The 15,957-nt window shown below is 61.3% G+C and carries 11 protein-coding genes; 1 reads left to right on the forward strand and 10 read right to left on the reverse strand.

Annotation, left to right across the window (positions count from 1 at the left end):
* The 10 genes from NR126_RS08085 to yaaA form a co-directional block, all read right to left on the reverse strand.
* Positions 1 to 1,479 (reverse strand): MBOAT family protein, encoded by a 1,479-nt coding sequence (locus NR126_RS08085; RefSeq protein ID WP_256829994.1) that lies wholly within the window; start codon positions 1,477 to 1,479, stop codon positions 1 to 3.
* 191 nt (positions 1,480 to 1,670) lie between these two features.
* The gene (locus NR126_RS08090; protein ID WP_256829995.1) at positions 1,671 to 2,786 is read right to left on the reverse strand and encodes a mannuronate-specific alginate lyase; all 1,116 of its coding nucleotides are present in this window, start codon (positions 2,784 to 2,786) and stop codon (positions 1,671 to 1,673) included.
* An 8-nt stretch (positions 2,787 to 2,794) separates the two neighbouring features.
* A complete protein-coding gene (locus NR126_RS08095; RefSeq protein WP_105755111.1) occupies positions 2,795 to 4,243 on the reverse strand; it encodes an alginate O-acetyltransferase in 1,449 nt (482 codons plus the stop codon).
* An 11-nt stretch (positions 4,244 to 4,254) separates the two neighbouring features.
* On the reverse strand, positions 4,255 to 5,817 hold the full coding sequence (algG, locus tag NR126_RS08100) for a mannuronan 5-epimerase AlgG (RefSeq protein ID WP_256829996.1): 1,563 nt from the start codon (positions 5,815 to 5,817) through the stop codon (positions 4,255 to 4,257).
* Between the two features lie 26 nt (positions 5,818 to 5,843).
* Positions 5,844 to 7,331 (reverse strand): alginate export family protein, encoded by a 1,488-nt coding sequence (locus NR126_RS08105; RefSeq protein ID WP_256829997.1) that lies wholly within the window; start codon positions 7,329 to 7,331, stop codon positions 5,844 to 5,846.
* Positions 7,328 to 8,821, reverse strand: coding sequence for an alginate biosynthesis TPR repeat lipoprotein AlgK (gene algK / locus NR126_RS08110; RefSeq protein WP_256829998.1), 1,494 nt, complete (start codon positions 8,819 to 8,821; stop codon positions 7,328 to 7,330). The genes NR126_RS08105 and algK overlap by 4 nt, the downstream gene beginning before the upstream one ends.
* A gap of 15 nt (positions 8,822 to 8,836) precedes the next feature.
* Positions 8,837 to 10,006 (reverse strand): alginate biosynthesis protein Alg44, encoded by a 1,170-nt coding sequence (locus tag NR126_RS08115; RefSeq protein WP_027618620.1) that lies wholly within the window; start codon positions 10,004 to 10,006, stop codon positions 8,837 to 8,839.
* Between the two features lie 36 nt (positions 10,007 to 10,042).
* Positions 10,043 to 11,524 (reverse strand): mannuronan synthase, encoded by a 1,482-nt coding sequence (alg8, locus tag NR126_RS08120; protein ID WP_371321429.1) that lies wholly within the window; start codon positions 11,522 to 11,524, stop codon positions 10,043 to 10,045.
* A 174-nt stretch (positions 11,525 to 11,698) separates the two neighbouring features.
* A complete protein-coding gene (locus NR126_RS08125; RefSeq protein ID WP_027618622.1) occupies positions 11,699 to 13,015 on the reverse strand; it encodes a nucleotide sugar dehydrogenase in 1,317 nt (438 codons plus the stop codon).
* Positions 13,016 to 13,771: 756 nt separating this feature from the next.
* Positions 13,772 to 14,551: a peroxide stress protein YaaA gene (yaaA, locus tag NR126_RS08130; RefSeq protein WP_027618623.1), complete on the reverse strand. Its 780-nt coding sequence runs from the start codon at positions 14,549 to 14,551 to the stop codon at positions 13,772 to 13,774.
* Positions 14,552 to 14,704: 153 nt separating this feature from the next.
* On the opposite strand from yaaA, the gene NR126_RS08135 reads away from it, so the two are divergent.
* Positions 14,705 to 15,829: a polysaccharide deacetylase family protein gene (locus NR126_RS08135; protein ID WP_372826035.1), complete on the forward strand. Its 1,125-nt coding sequence runs from the start codon at positions 14,705 to 14,707 to the stop codon at positions 15,827 to 15,829.
* Positions 15,830 to 15,957 lie beyond the last annotated feature (128 nt).

A 15,957-nucleotide genomic window follows, 5' to 3' on the forward strand; every position in this document is an offset into this window, starting at 1 on the left:
TCAGAACTGGAAGTAAAGGAACGGCGAGAAGCTTTGCGCCGAAAGTTTCAGGATCGAAGCGATGAACAGCAGCAGCACCAGCGCGCGCATGGCGTAGCGCGGCCAATCCACCACGGCGCCACCGGCCAGGCTCAGGGCACCGCCGTCGACCGCTTGGCTGGGTGCGGCGCTGTCCTTGGTCGGCGGACGGTTGCGGTAGAAGTCGCGCAGGCCGAAGAACGCCAGGGTTGTGTAGGCCACCACCAGGGTTGCCACTTGCAGACCGGTGAGGCTGGCGCGGTTGAGCTCCGAGAGCGACCAGTCGCTGAAGCTGAACATGGCGCCGTACATGCGGGCGGCGACGTGCAGGTTTTCCGCGCGGAAGATCACCCAGCCCATCACCACCAGCAGGAAAGTCAGTGCCCAGCGGATCGGGTTGAAACTGCGTGGCGAGGTGTTGAGGCCGATGGCTTTTTCAATCGCCAGCCACATGCCGTGCCAGGCGCCCCAGACGATGTAAGTGATGTTGGCGCCGTGCCACAGGCCACCGAGCAGCATGGTCAGGAACAGGTTGCGGTAGGTGGTCAGGGTGCCTTTGCGGTTGCCGCCCAGGGTGATGTACAGATAGTCGCGCAGCCAGGTCGACAGGCTGATGTGCCAGCGTCGCCAGAACTCGGTGATCGACTGGCTGATGTAGGGTTGCTTGAAGTTTTCCATGAAGCGGAAACCCATCATCAGGCCCAGGCCGATGGCCATGTCGCTGTAGCCGGAGAAGTCGAAGTACAGCTGCGCGGTGTAGGCCAGGGCGCCGAGCCAGGCGTCGCCGGTGGTCGGGTTCTGCAGGGCGAAGCAATGGTCGGCGACCACCGCCAGGGTGTCGGCGATGAACACCTTCTTGATGAAACCCTGCATGAACCGCGTGCAGCCTTCGGAAAACTTGTCGAGGGTATGGGTGCGGTGATTGAACTGGTCGGCCAGGTCACGAAAACGCAGCACCGGGCCGGCGATCAGGTGCGGGAAGATCGCTACGAACGCGGCGAAGTCGATCAGGTTGCGGGTGGCTGGGGTGTCGCCGCGGTAGACGTCGATGATGTAGCTGATGGACTCGAAGATGTAGAACGAGATCCCGATCGGCAGCAGCACGTGGGTCAGGATGAAAGGTTCCAGGCCCACTGAGGTCATCATCGCGTTGATGCTGTCGACGCCGAAATTGGCGTACTTGAAATAACCGAGGATGCACAGGTCGACGGCGACGCCGAGCAGCAACCAGCGCTGAGCCGGTTTGGTCCTGACCCCGGCGGCACCGACTTTCAGGCCGATCCAGTAGTTCCACAGCGTGACGGCAGCGAACAACGCGAGAAAGTCCACGCGCCACCAGGCATAGAACACGTAGCTGGCAATCAGCAGCAGCAAGTTGCGATAGCGTTGCCCGCTCAGGTAGTACAGGCCGAGAAAGATCGGCAAGAACAAAAACAGGAACACGTTGGATGAAAACACCATCCCGGTTTCTCCTTGTGTACATCAACAGTCAAGGGCCAACGGCCCCCCCAACCCCCCCAGTGAAATGGAGGGGTAACGCATTCACCCTTGTAGGAGCGAGCCTGCTCGCGATGACGGTGTATCAGTCGACATCAATGGTGAATGTCAGACCCTCATCGCGAGCAGGCTCGCTCCTACAGGGGGTGTGTTGTTCATGAGCCTTTTTCATTCCTCGGGTCATAGACCTTGGTCAGATCCCCACCCAGGCGAAAGGACTTGAACGGCTGCATGTCGTGCTTTTTCTCCAGCACATCCGCCGAGCAGCTGTAGAGCGAGCAGTAGGGTTCGAGCCAGGCGAATTTGGAGTCGACCTTGAGGTCGGTCATGTCCTGCTCCTTGCCGTTTTTCTGCTCGAACTCGTCCGGGTCCTTGACCCCGGCCAGCACCCGCTCACCCAGGCGCTTGAGCGCGCTGTTGTTTTCCTGACGCAGGTCGACACCGTTGACCTGGGCGAAGCTGGCGATCATCGCCAGGGGTGGCAGGGCGTAGTTGTGATAGGCCAGCGCCCGTTGCTCGCGCTTGAGTTCATTGGGAAGGTAGCCCTGGGCGTCGACCTGGTTGGCGCCGACCTTGAACTCCTTCACGGCCCAGTCGAACAGGTCGCGGCGGTTGGTCGCGACCGAGGTGGCCATCACCGACCAGGCAGCCCAGTACGAGTGGTTGTTGGTTTTCTCCAGCGGCAGGTCGTTCCAGTCGCTGACCACCTGATCGGCCATTTTGCTGAACCAGGCTTCGATCTGCTGCGCTTGCTGCGGGTGATTCGCCAGCGGATGGGAGTCGGAGAACTTCAGGCGGATGTAGGCCGAAGCCATGCTGCCCAGCGCCCATTTGCGCATTGACTTGCCGGTGTGGTTGAAGTCCCTGGACATCAGCGCATCGGCCTGGGCCCAGGCGGTCAGCCAGTTCAGCGTGCATTCCAGTTGCTGCGGGCGACCGTCGCGCATGAACTGCATGACCCGCTTGCTGGTGCCGCGCTCGATTTTAGTGATGTCGGCGGTGGTGTCGCGGAAGGCTTTTTCCGATTGCACATTCAGGGTCGAACGGGCCTTGTCGGAGCCTTCGTATTTGCTGCGAAATTGCAGGGCACCGGTGTACGGCGTCGGCACCGCGTCGCAGCCTTCACTGCTGTCGCCAGTCTTGAATTTTTCCACCGGGGCAAAGTAACCCTGGGGCGGACGCAGTGGTGCGGCGGCCTGGGTGGCGCCGGCGAACATCGCCAGGCTGAGCAGGGCTGGTACCCAGAGCTTTTTGCGTTGTGCAGTGTGCATGGCAGACCTCATTGCCCGAGCTGGGCGGTACGTGGACCGGCGCCCGGGAATACGTTGCGTTTGCAGATTTTCGCTTCGACTTTCTGTGGCGCGGCGCCGGCTTCGGGACCCTGGACTTCGACCGCCAGCAGGTTCTGCGAGGCCCAGTCTTCGTCGGTGCGCAACTCAAAGGCGAAACGACCGTCGGTGTCGGAGGTTTCCGGTTTGTCGATCTTGATGTCCTCGTGGCGCCCGTTCATGTACCAGAGGGTGGCTTGCAGGGTTTTCACCGACGGGTCGGCGAAGCGGATATCGATCTGATGACTGCTGTTGCGCAGGTCCATGTTGCGGCTGTTGACCATCAACTCGTTCTTGCCCGGCTTGAGCGTCGAACTGCTGCTCATCAGCGCGTCCTTGCCTTCGCAGCCGTTGTCGAGCAGCGCCATCATTTGCCGGTAGATGGTTTCCTGGTCGAGGCGGTACAGCGGCGAGAATTCCCAGATGAGTATTTTCGGCGGGCTCTTCTGGAAGTCTTCACTGCCCAGGTACTGCAGCATCGAACCTTCGAAGCCACCGCCGGGGAAAGCGACGTTGAGAATGTCGGCGCCAATCGCCTCTTCGAGAAAGCCGGCGAAGTTGTAGTTCTTGCCGCTGTGGCTGGTGCCGACCAGGGTGATCTGCGGGTTGCCGGAATCGCCGAACAGGTCGCCGTCGGAGGCTTCGCCCTTGGGTTCGGTGGTGAACTGGTCCATGTACTGAATCGCATAGCTGGTGCCGCAGAGTTGCCCGGCCATGTTGTGCAGGGTGCCGGTCTTGCCCATGCGTCCGGATTTTTTGGTCTCGAACTCACGCTTGGGGATGTCGGCGAATTGCGGCAGCTGGCGGACTTTCTCGGCAACGATTTTTGCCGTGCGTTGGGCGCCGTACGGGGTCCAGTGCTGATCACCACGGAAGTAGAAATCGTGGGCGGGCAGGGTCTCGGGCAGCGACTCGTTGGTCAATGGCGAGAGGTCCGGCACCACGTATCCCATCTCGGCGAAACGCCCGAGCATGCCCTGGTAATTCTTCAACGCCTTGTCGTAGTCGAACGCGGCTTTTTCCTGCGGGTTGAGCTTGTTGCGATTCACCAGACCACGGGTTGGCTGATAGACCACCACCAGTTCCACGCCCTTGCTCTTGAACGCCTCGTGCAGTTGCTTGAGGCGGCGGTAGCCGGCGGGCGTGGTGTTGAACTCGGTGCGCAGATCCTCCTGGGTACGGAACAACCAGTCGCCCTGGGCTTGCACCAGGGTGGTGAAGTTCTGCTGGTAACGCGTGGTGTAATTCTTTGCGTCATGGGCTTCGGGGCACAGGTTGCAGCACGGCTCGGCGCTGAAGGTTGGCGCCGTGGCGGTGGCGGCACTGGCGGCGTCGCTGACGGTCAGCAGGGCGGCGGCGATGCCGGTCAGGCCGAGCAGTTTGATCAGGTGGGGCTTCATCAATGTCATCCTCAGTCGCGCATTTCGGTCTGGCGTTCGACGGGGTCGATCAGCACGGCTTTTTGCTGGCGCACCAGCAGGTCGAGGATTTCGTCCTGGCGTTCGCCGAGGATCCCCGAGAAGCTGATGCCACTGGATTTGGTCGGGGCGAGCATCGACACCCGATACAGCTCGATACTCAACGGCGAGTCGATGGACATCGGCCCGCTGCCGTTGGCCGCCAGCTCACCGCCGACCACGATCAGCGAGACCTGGGCGTCGAACGGGTCGAGCTTGATGTCGCGGTCGGTGTCGGACAGGTCCTTGATGTGGCCGTAGAGGCCGGTCAGGCCGTTGGCCATGGCGATGTTTTCGTACAGGCGAATGTTCACGCTATTACGAATGCGAATGCCATGGCGGCGGTTGCTGATGACCTTGTTGCCCCACAGCAGGTTGTCGGCACTCTCGTAGAGGGTGATGCCGTCGGTGTGGTTGCGGTAAATCTCGTTGTAGGCGACCAGGTTGTTGACGCTGTTGCGGTCGATCACCAACCCCGAGAGTTTGTTGTCGTAGCTGCGGTTGTTGAAGATGAAGCTGTCGTTGACCTCACGGGAAATGATGATGCCGTGCTTCTTCTTCGTGCCGTAGACGGTGTTGTCGGCGATGATCAGGCGATGAGAGCGGTCGTGAGGGTCGATGCCGTAGACGATGTTGTCTTTGTAGGTGTTGCCCTTGACCACGAAGTCGCTGGTTTCATAGCAGTAGAAGCCGTACCACATGTCGGAGAACTCCGAACCGATGATCCAGCCGGTCGGTTCCGGGCGCTTGAGGACCTTGGCCATGTTCGGCGTGTACTGGGAAATACTCACCCCGTAGGACTTACTGTTGGCGTAGCCGAAACTGGCCATCTTGCTGTTAACGATGTAGGTCTGGGTGCCGCCCCAGGCCAGCAGGAACGGGCGGAAGTCCTTGGGTGAGCGGAAGCTCGCCGGGCCGTTGTCCTTCTCACGCCAGCCGGTGATCTTGCTGTCACGCACGAACAGTTGGCCGTCGTTGACCAGGAACGAGCCGGCTTCCTCGGACAGGCGCAGTTCCTGGGTCTGCTTGTCGATCTCGAGAATGCCCTTGGCCCCGACCACGATCGGCAGACGCGCAAGGAACACCCCCGGCGACGTCTCGCTGAAGTACTGCTTGGGCAGCTTCTTGCTCAGGTCCTTGAGGTTCAGGTAACCGTCATCGATGAAGATCGCCTGGGGTATGCCGTGCTGACGGACCACCCATTCGGCCATCTTGTTGTCACCACCGATAAAGTCCTTCAGCGCGTCTTCCTGCATCATCCGCCGCACGCTGACCTTGCCGGCCTTGCTGCGGACGATCTTCGCCTCGGCCGCTTCGGCGGTGTAGCCGGACAGGTCGGGCAGCTTTGGCAGGGCCAATTCCAGCGGCCCGGTCGGCGCGCTGCTGACGGTATAGGTCTTGGCCTGCTGCAGCTCCTTGGCCATGGTCACCGGCTTGGCCGACTCGACGCTGGCGCAGGCGGCATGGGCGGCCAGCAACAGGGCGGCGGCCAGCAGGCTGATCGCGGGGTTGTTCATCCGGGGCACTCCCTTGGCGGCTCGCATCAGAAGCGCCAGATCACGTCGACGAATGCGCGGTGCATGTACGAGTCGACCTGGTTGCCGTAGGCATCGCCTGGCTTGAACACACCGCCGCGAAAGCGCACCAGCGCCGCCGGCTCGTCGATCGACTTGCTCAGGCTGGCCGGCAGCAGGCCTTGCTTGAAGTACTTGGTGACCACCAGGTCGACTTCCTGGCCGAGGTCTTTGTTGCCGTCTTCCAGCGGCAAAGAAGTGCTGGAGAGTAGGGCGCCGGTGACGTCGTCGTAGTTGTTGTCGACGGCGTTGATGCCATTGCTGCCGACCGGCTTGTTGCCGTCGACGCGCCAGAATTTGTGGTAGACCAGGCTGGCGTCGTAGTCGTCCTGGATCATCCAGGAGCCGAACAGGGTGGCGCTCTGCATGTTGTTCATTTCGCCACGGAAGGCCTCGCCGAAACGATGGACCCGGGCGCGGGTGCCGGTGTAGTTCGAGCGGTTACTTTGCAAGCCGTTCTGCTCGTAGTCGGCACTGGCGCGGGCATAGGCGGCGCCGACCTGCCACTTCGGATCGAGGCGCAAACGCACGCCGAGGTCGGTGGCCCAGCCGTCGACGTCGCCGCTGCGCTTGGCTTGCGCCGGCTGGCTGCCATCGGCGTTCAGCGGATTGACCGTGTCGCGGTCGCCGCTCATGCCGGTGAGGCTGGCCCAGTAATTGACGGTGTTGGTGTTGCGCCAGTTGTAAGCGTCGCTGTTGGCCTCCAGGCCGACCCAGCTGAGGTCGCCGTTCTGTTTTTTATCGGTGGCTTCTGGCGCTTCGCCGGGCGTCGGGTAGTCGAGCTTGCCGTTGTCGTGGGTGTGGTGGGCGCGCAGGCCGACCCATTGCCCCGGAGTCCACTGGGTGGCGATGTCGCCGAAGATATGCAGGCGGTCCTTGTCTTGCGGCGATAGCTCGGTGAGGTCGGTGCGGTACTCGCTGAAGCGCTCGGCGACCCCGACATTGGCTTTCAGCAGGGTGGTGTCGAAGGTCCAGTTAAGGGCTTCGATGTTGGTGTCGCGCCATTGCCCGTCATCGTTGCGCAGGCGTTGGCGACCGAGCTTGAGGATCTCGCCGGGGTAGGGCGTCAGGCCGCTGTAGCCGACCCAGAATTCGCGCATGGCCAGGTAGTTCTTCTTGCTCTTGCGGCCGTCGTCGTTGCTACTCTGGCTGCCTTCGGTGTCGGACTGCTGCAGGGTGTCGGTTTCGATGATGTCGGTGGAGGTCACGGCCTGACCCATGGCGTAGGCGCTCCAGTTGCCGCTTTCGCCGTACACCCACGGACGCAGGTCGAGGCCGACGCCGTTGACGTCGCCACCCCTGGCGGTGCCAAGGTCGCGGTCGTCTTCGGATTGGCCGGTGATCTTCACGTCGAGGCCGAAGTTCTTGGTCTCAGTCATCGCCGCCAATGTCGGGCACGACCACAGCAGGGCGAAGCTCAGGCCAATGCCGGCCTTCACAAAGGGATTCAACTTCATAGGGATTCCTCACCATCTTGTTCTTGCAGGGCCTGGGCGCTGATCGGGTTCTGGCTCACGGCGCCGCGCGTCGCCTGTTCCTGTTGCAGCAGGCGTTGCGCTTCGGCCAGTTGTGCTGGCGGCAGCTGGGCTTCGAGGGTCTGCGCCAGCTCGTTGGCCTGCGGGGTGTCCTGGGCCTTCGCCAGTTGGCTGAAGACATAGGCGTTAAGCGGGTTGGGCTTGGTGCCCTTGCCTTGGGAGAACAGCTGGGCGAGGGCGAAGTCGGCGCTGTTCTGGCCATTGCGTGCAGCGGTCAGCAGGTGGTCGACGGCTTTCTGTGAGTAGACCTGGCCGAGGTAACCACGGCGATAGATCTGACCCAGGTAGTAGTCGGCGGCAACTTCCTTGCCCACGGCTTTCTGCAAATGCGCCTCGGCGACCTTGGCGTCGGCCGGCACCCATTTGCCTTCGTAGTACAGCTTGCCCAGCAACAGCTCGGCCCGTGGCTGGTCGGCGGCGCGACCGTTCTCCAGGTACTTCATCAGGGTGTCGACGTCGCCCAGTTCGGGGAAGTCGTAGAGCAACTGAGCGAGGCTGACCCAGGACGCCGGATAGCCGGGGGCGATTTTTTCGAGCATGGCTTGTGCGGTTTTTTCATCCGGCTGGCCGAGGCTGGCATCGCCGAGCACCCGCGCCACGCTGTCGACGCGTTGGGCCGAGACGGCGCCGCGACTGAAGCTGGCCTGCAACTGCTTGAGCAGCTCGGCCTGTTGTTCGGGTTGGGCACGTTTCTGGTAGACCGTGGCCAATTCGGCGTAGCAGATGTCGGTGCTGTTGAGGGCGGCCTTGCAAATCTTCTCGACGTCGTCCAGGTGCTGGTCGTAAGTGCCCTGGGTGCGATACAGCAGCACCTGGGCCAGGCCGGCCTCCGGATAACCGGCGCTGCGCCATTGGCTGATCTGCTGCTGGGCGTTGATGTTGGGGAAACTCTGCGGGTATTGCAGGTAGAGCATCGCCAGCGGGATCAGGGTGTTGCCTTCACCACTGGCAGAGGCTTTTTTCAGCAGGGTTTCGGCCTCGTGGCGCTCGGCTTCGCTGGCACCCGGCTTGGCCACCAGCAGGCGACCAAGGCGCGCCTGGGCCCGCGGTGAAACGCTGGCGGCAGCGCGGTAAGTGGCCTCGGCCTTTTGCATCTGCGCCGGGTCGCGGCTGTCGACCTGGATATCAGCCAGACCGACCTGGGCTTCGCTGTAGCCGAGGTCCGCCAGTTGCTGATAGTTCGCCGCCGCAGTCGTGGTGTCGCCGCGCTTCAGTGCTTCATTGGCCAGGCGTTGATCAGGCAGGCCGGCGCAACCGGCAAGACTCACCGCCAAAGCCAGCCCACACACATAATGACCCCTGTAGGAGCGAGCCTGCTCGCGATGCGATGAGTCAGACACACCGCATGGACTCAATCGCTGGCAAGCCAGCTCCCACAGGGTCCGTCGTGTATTGAGGAGTGGAGTAGTCACAGGCATTTCCTCGACTTAAAGACCATTGGCCATGGCTTTGTCGATCAGCCAGCTCAGGTTCGGGCCACGATCGCTGTTCACTTCCACCGGACGCCCGGCGAGAGCGCTGTCGAGGGCTTCATCCGGTTTAATCTGCACGCGAATGTCGGAGGACAGGTCGGCGCTGTTGAGGCTGGTACTGCTGACGATCTTGCCGCTGCGCACACTGTCGTCGCCGGCCACCTGGAAGCTCACGGCAGTGCCGGGACGGACGTCGGCGAACTGGCGATAGGAGAAGCGCGCCTCGACATTGGCCTCGCTGTTGCGCGGCACCAGTTGGAAGATCACGTCGCCCTTGCTGGCGTACTGACCGTCGGCAACCATCTGCTGCGCCACGATGCAGTCGCAAGGCGAGGTGAGGGTGCCGGTCATTTGTTTGCCAAACAGTTCTTCGACCTTGGCTGGCTGCAACTGGTCTTCGTCCAGATGACCCTTGAGCACGTCGAGCATGCTGGTGCTGAAGGTCGCCAGCGGCGCGCCCTTGGCGGCCACGCCGTCGGTCTGGATCAGGCTTTGCACGGTGCCGTCGCGGGGCATGGTGACGTTCATTCCCGGCACGCTGACCAGACCGGCCTGGGCGTGGCTGACGAAGTACATGCCGTACACCGATTTGAGAATGAAGCCGAACGCAGCCAGGCCGACGATGAAAATGCCGGCGCTGAAGGTCACCGCACGCAGACGGCCGAAAGCGGTCATGCCGGTGCCGCCGTCCTTGTTCTTGCGCGCCTTGGTGAAGTTGTCCCGTTGCAGGGTCGCCAGCACGTCACCCATGGTCACGATGTCGCCGGACAGGTGCGAGGTGATCAGGTGGCGCAGGGTGGAAATGTCCTGCGGTTCGAGGTTCTGGAATTGGCAGCCGACACGGCCGGTTTGCTGGTCCCAGGAGCGCACCATCAACTCGACGTCCATGGCCAGGCCGAGGTTGTCGATGAGGAACTGCAACCGGCCCTTTTTCACTTCGCCGACCTTGAATGGGATCTGCCCGCCATTGAAGCTCAGGCCACCCGCCGACAGGTCGATCAGGCGCGCCTCGACGGGCGTGCGGTCCGGACCGAAGAAACGCAGCTTGGCCGGGATCTTGACCCGGGCGTGTTGGCGTTGGGCTTCGGATTCATGCACTACGTTGACATTCACGGCGGTATTCATAGGGGGCGATTTCCTAGTTAATTCAGGCAAGGTGGGTCAGACCATCAGCAGCAGTGCGGCGACAAAAATGCTGCCGGCGGAGAAGGTCATGGTCCGAGACGACCAGGTGTTGAACCAACGTTGAAAGCTGGCGAGATCACGGGACAGAGCAGTGGGTTGGCGCGTCCAGGACTGTTGGTCGAGGCGGAAGAACACGTAGATCTTCACCAGCGCGCCAACGATCTGGTTGTAATAGAGGATGGCCGGGTAGGCCGGGCCGATCCGGTGCCCGGAGCACGACAGCAATAGGGTCAGGATCAGCCGAGTGATGCCGATCCACAGCAGATAGACCAGGATGAACGCGGTGCCGTACTTGAAGCTGGCGATGATTGCCACGGTCAGGCCCAGCAGCGACGTCCACATCGACACGCGCTGGTCGAACAGCACCACCGAGGTGAACAGGCCCAGGCGCTTGATCCCCAGGCCGAGGGCGCGGGAGTTCTGCCGCAGGTTGTTGCCGTACCAGCGGAACATCAGTTTGCGACTGGCCTTGATAAAGCTCTTTTCCGGCGGGTGCTCCACCGTGTTGATCGCCGCATCCGGCACGTAGAAGGTGTCGTAGCCCAGGCGCATCAGGCTGAACCAGCTGGACTTGTCGTCGCCGGTGAGAAACTTGAAGCGGCCCAGGCGCCAGTGCTGCAGCGAGTCGCTTTCCACGTCGGCGATGAATTCCGGGTTGGTCACCACGCTGGCGCGGAATACCGACATGCGCCCGGTCATGGTCAGCACGCGCTTGGACAAGGCCATCGAGCACATGTTGATGTGGCGCTGGGCGAAGCGCAGCTTGTGCCACTCGCTCATGATGTAGCCGCCACGCACTTCGCAGAATTCGTTGGTGGTCAGGCCGCCGACGTTGTCGAACAGCTGGAACCAGGGCACGGTCTTGCGCACCACGCCTTCGGCGAGCACGGTGTCGCCATCGATCACGGCGACCACGGCGCGGTCGTCCGGCAGATGGCGGGAGATGGCGCGGAAGCCGAAGGCCAGGCCATCACGCTTGCCGGTGCCGGGGATGCGCACGAAATCCAGTTTGACGTGGTTCGGCGGATTCATTTTTGCCCACAGGCTTTTCACCAGCAGCTCATCGGACATTTCCACGATCGAGCACACCACTGTGGTCGGGAAGCCACATTCGATGGCTTCGCGGATCACCGAGCAATAGACCTGGGCGGTGGTCAGCGCGTCGATGCGAAAGCTGGTGACCATCAGGAACACATGGGACGGGTCAGCCGCCTTGCCCAGTTTGCGCACCTTGCGCCGCAGGTGCGGGTAGACCACGTAGAGAAACAGCATGCCGCGCAGGAAGTGCGTGGCACCCATCGAGTAGCGCCAGATGCCCACGGCGCCAATCAGGAAAATAAAGTCCTTCGACTCGGAGTCGAAGGTGGACGCGGGCAACGCCAGGGCGAGGCCCATCAGTAAACATAAAAACAGCAGCCAACCGGCGGCCTGGAGTAGGCCGTGCTTTAGCCTGTGCATAATCTGCATCCGTCTCGATCTCGGGCGCGCCGGCGGGGCCGCCCGATGGGGTTAAGGCTGGCGAACGACGCCGGTGTGGCGTGCGACGCCATCGCGAGCAAGCAGGGCCCTGTGGGGGCGAGCCTGCTCGCGATCAACCGCGAAGTGGTTGCGGTGTGTCCCGGATCTGCCGCCTTACCAGCAAATCCCTTCCGTGCGCGCAGCCGGGTTGGTGGCCTTGGCCATGAAGCCGACCAGGTCGATCACCTGTTTGCCGTGAGGGACGGTGTGCGCCAGGCTGCGGAACTTCTCGTCGCGGTTGCCGAGGATGATCACGTCAGAGTTGTTGATCACTTCGTCGAAGTCCGAGTTGAGCAAGGACGAAACGTGGGGGATCTTCGACTCGATGTAGTCCTTGTTGGCGCCATGCACCCGGGCGTACTCGACGTTGCTGTCGTAGATGCTCAGGTCGAAGCCTTTGCCGATGAGCATTTCCGCGAGGTCAACCAGCGGACTTTCGCGCAGGTCGTCGGTGCCGGCCTTGAAGCTCAGGCCGAGCAGGGCGACCTTGCGCTTGTCATGGCTGGAGACTATGTCGAAAGCGTTCTGCACCTGCGACTCGTTGCTGCGCATCAGCGAGTTGAGCAGCGGCGCCTCGACGTCCAGGGAACCGGCGCGGTAGGTCAGGGCGCGTACGTCTTTCGGCAGGCAGGAACCGCCAAAGGCGAAGCCGGGGCGCATGTAGTACTGGGAGAGGTTGAGGGTCTTGTCCTGGCAGACCACGTCCATCACTTCACGGCCATCGACCCCGACGGCCTTGGCGATGTTGCCGATCTCGTTGGCGAAGGTCACTTTGGTGGCATGCCAGACGTTGCAGGTGTACTTGATCATTTCGGCAACGGCGATGTCCTTGCGGATGATCGGTGCGTCGAGTTCTTCGTACAGCGATTGCAGGACGTCACCCGAGGCCTTGTCGAATTCGCCGATAACGGTCATCGGTGGCTGGTCGTAGTCGGCGATGGCGGTACTTTCGCGCAGGAACTCCGGGTTCACCGCCACGCCGAAATCGACGCCGGCTTTCTTGCCCGAGCAGTCCTCGAGAATCGGGATTACCACGTTGGCCACAGTGCCCGGCAGCACGGTGCTGCGTACGACGATGGTGTGGCGGGTGGTCTTGTCGCGCAGCACGAAGCCGATTTCGCGGCATACCGCTTCGATGTAGTTGAGTTCCAGGTCGCCGTTTTTCTTGCTCGGCGTGCCGACGCAGATCATCGACAGGTCGGTATCGCGGATCGCTTCGGCGAAGTTGGTGGTACCGCGCAGGCGCCCGGTCTCGATGCCCTGGGCGAGCAACTCGCCCAGGCCCGGCTCGACGATCGGCGAACGCCCGGCATTGATCATGTCGATCTTGTCCTTGGCCACATCGACACCCACAACGTCATGACCGCGGGCCGACAGGCAACCGGCACAGACTGCGCCGACATAACCCAAACCAAATATGCTGATGCGCATCGCAATTACCTCTGTGTTTATCACGCCATTAAATGGCCGAAGTTAATGAAGTTCATGGGGCGAACTGCACTCGCAACTTTCCCGCAGGCGCAAAACTACCCGTAGTGGCATGTTCAATTGCGAGTGGCTAAATAAGTGCACTCAAGTTGTGCGTAACTATGACCGTTTGTCCCAGCCCGCCCTGATAGGCAGCCAAACCCCCGCTGAGGAGGCTGTGGTGCAGGCGCCTGGTGCTCGTGTGAGCACGGTTCGGGGGGCGAGACGCCGGTCTTATGGGGGAGCGCGAAGTGAAGGAATGTTCCGCCATTCGCTGTTATCCCCAAGCACTGCTGCCCATGATCAAGTTCAATGTGACAACTTGGTTATAGGGCGGTTGCTTTTCGTAAGTCATCTCCTACGTATTCGTGAAGAATCGTTACCGGTGGTATGAGCGGCGCATTTTCAGATAGTTCATGGCCACTCATCCTGATTTTTGAAATCTCTTGAAATATAGCCAAAGATGGCACTGCTCTCAAATTGATAGCACTTACCGTTTGGCCCTTTATATATGGGGAGCTAATAAGGGAGGATAGTTTTGTGCCACTACCGAACAAAAAAATCGGTGCCACTAGTGAAAAAAATCACCCCTGTCGAGTGAAATTAAAGTTAGCGGAATGTGGGGGTGGTTTTTTGACGTCATGAAAGCGACGTATTTGGCGGGAGTCAACGAGGGTGTTGGCGCATCAACAGCCGAGGCTGTCGTGCGCCCTTTTTGCCTTATTCCGGTGCGTGGTCGCGCAAGAACACCAGGTTGTCGGGTTTCGACTGCTCCGCGCTGTAGCGATAGCCCTGCAGGTCAAAGCCGGTGAGGGCTGCCGGGTCGTTGATGCGTTCCTGGATGACGAAACGGCTCATCAGGCCCCGGGCTTTTTTCGCGTAAAAGCTGATGATTTTGTATTGGCCGTTCTTCAGGTCCTTGAACTCGGTGTTGATGATCCGAGCGTTCAGGGCGTTGCGCTTGACGGCCGAGAAGTACTCATTGGACGCCAGGTTCAGCAACACATCGTCGCCTTGCTCGGCCAGGGCCTCGTTCAGCCATTCGCTGATCTGCGTGCCCCAGAAGGCATACAGATCCTTGCCCCGGGCATTGGCCAGCTTGGTGCCCATTTCCAGGCGGTATGGTTGCATCAGGTCCAGCGGGCGCAGCAGGCCGTAAAGGCCGGAGAGCATGCGCAGGTGCTGTTGCGCGTAGTCGAAGTCGGCTTCGCTGAAGGTCTGGGCGTTCATACCGGTGTAGACGTCGCCTTTGAAGGCCAGCAGCGCCTGTTTGGCGTTGTCCTGGGTGAAGGCCGGGGTCCAGCTGCCGAAGCGCGCGGCGTTGAGTCCACCGATCTTGTCGGAAACGTGCATCAGCTCGCTGATCTGCGCCGGCGTCAGTTCGCGCAATTGCTGGATAAGCTCCTGGGAGTGGTCCAGGTACTGAGGCTGGGTGAAGCGCTGGGTGGCCGGCGGTGTTTCATAATCGAGGGTCTTGGCGGGGGAAATCACCATCAGCATGAAGTCGTCTCCTTTGAACGTGCGGGGATTCTAGGGGGTTGGGCGGCTGGACTCCAGCTATCGGGTTCATAGCTGATCGGCGGTGTGCGCAATGGAGGAGGCGGGCGGCGAATCGGCTATAGTGCCGCGCGGGTTTTCCGAGGAGTCATCCCTGTGCGTAGCGCTTTACTGTTTGCGGCCTGTCTGTTCAGCCTTGCGGCCACCGCCGCGCCTGTGGGGCCGGCAACGCTGGACCGCAGTACCTGGCCGGAACAGCTGTCAAATCCGACACTGTTCGATGTTGCTTCGCGGGCGGAGATTCTGACGTTCGCCCGGGCGCTGCTTGCCAGTGAGGCGCTGGATGAGGCTGCCTTGAAGCAGCGTCTGGGGCTGCGGATGATCAACCTCGACGCGATCAACCGCCTGCGGGAACGGATGTGGCAGCGCTTGCTGGCCAACTATAACTTTGCCCAGCAAAGCTGCGATCAGGATGCCTCCTTCTGCTTCCTGGTGGAGGACCGCGACACCCTGCGCGAGCAGGCGGGCAAGTTCGAACTCGGCGAAAACTCCTATTACGCCCGTTGGGCCGAGCCGAGTCGGCAGTTCCATGAGCGCTATCTGGACGAACAGTTGCGCAAGGCCGCGCTGCTGCCACAAACCAGCAGCGAAGTTGAATTGCTCGGTGATCACGAGCGCAACGGTGAGCAACTGAATGACCGGCTGTTTGTCCTCAGTTTTGACAGTGGCGCCAACCTGATACCGGATCACAGTGCCTGGCTGGGCGAGTACCTGCGTGAGGCAAAACTGACGGGCACTTTCTTCGTTCTTGGCAGCGAAATCCAAACCCGCCTGGCCCAGGGCTCTGTAGCGCAGTTGCAGGAACTGTATGCCGGGCAGTGCGTCGGCGTCATGGGTTGGGAGTTTCGTGCTCACAGTCATTGGCAGGATTGGCAGTATTCGATCACCCGCAGTGTCGACCTGGTGAAGAACAGACTGCCGGAGAACTTCGTCCCGCTGTTCCGGCCGCCCAATGGTCAGCGTCGGGCCGAGGGGGCGAGCTTCTTCAAGGCGCAAGGGCTGCAAGTGGCGCTGTGGGACATCGACCCGCAGGACAGCAACCGCCAGATGAGCGGTGAGGCCAGTGCGCAGCGGGTGCTGACGCTGATGCTGTTATGGCGCCACGGGGTGATCAACTTCAATAGCCGGCAAGATGCGGTCACCACGGCATTGCCTTGGTTGATGGCGCAAACGGCGCAAAGCGGGATCGGTTGGGAAGATTGTCAGGACGCGTTTCGTTGAAACGCCAAAACCCCGTAAACATTGGCTTTGGGGTGATTTTTGCGAAGAATTCGCTGCAGGCGGACTTACGACTTTAACGGTGCGTGAGTCACCCGCCAAGCGCTTTTTAGCGCTGTGAAAAATAAATA

The organism is Pseudomonas sp. Pse1 (genome assembly GCF_024519635.1).
GTDB lineage: Bacteria > Pseudomonadota > Gammaproteobacteria > Pseudomonadales > Pseudomonadaceae > Aquipseudomonas.

Coding starts and splice junctions, on each gene's coding strand:
- yaaA (WP_027618623.1), bottom strand. CDS start 14,551: ATGCTGATGGTGATTTCCCCCGCCAAGACCCTCGATTATGAAACACCG.
- NR126_RS08085 (WP_256829994.1), bottom strand. CDS start 1,479: ATGGTGTTTTCATCCAACGTGTTCCTGTTTTTGTTCTTGCCGATCTTT.
- alg8 (WP_371321429.1), bottom strand. CDS start 11,524: ATGCACAGGCTAAAGCACGGCCTACTCCAGGCCGCCGGTTGGCTGCTG.
- NR126_RS08115 (WP_027618620.1), bottom strand. CDS start 10,006: ATGAATACCGCCGTGAATGTCAACGTAGTGCATGAATCCGAAGCCCAA.
- NR126_RS08125 (WP_027618622.1), bottom strand. CDS start 13,015: ATGCGCATCAGCATATTTGGTTTGGGTTATGTCGGCGCAGTCTGTGCC.
- NR126_RS08105 (WP_256829997.1), bottom strand. CDS start 7,331: ATGAAGTTGAATCCCTTTGTGAAGGCCGGCATTGGCCTGAGCTTCGCC.
- algG (WP_256829996.1), bottom strand. CDS start 5,817: ATGAACAACCCCGCGATCAGCCTGCTGGCCGCCGCCCTGTTGCTGGCC.
- NR126_RS08095 (WP_105755111.1), bottom strand. CDS start 4,243: ATGAAGCCCCACCTGATCAAACTGCTCGGCCTGACCGGCATCGCCGCC.
- NR126_RS08090 (WP_256829995.1), bottom strand. CDS start 2,786: ATGCACACTGCACAACGCAAAAAGCTCTGGGTACCAGCCCTGCTCAGC.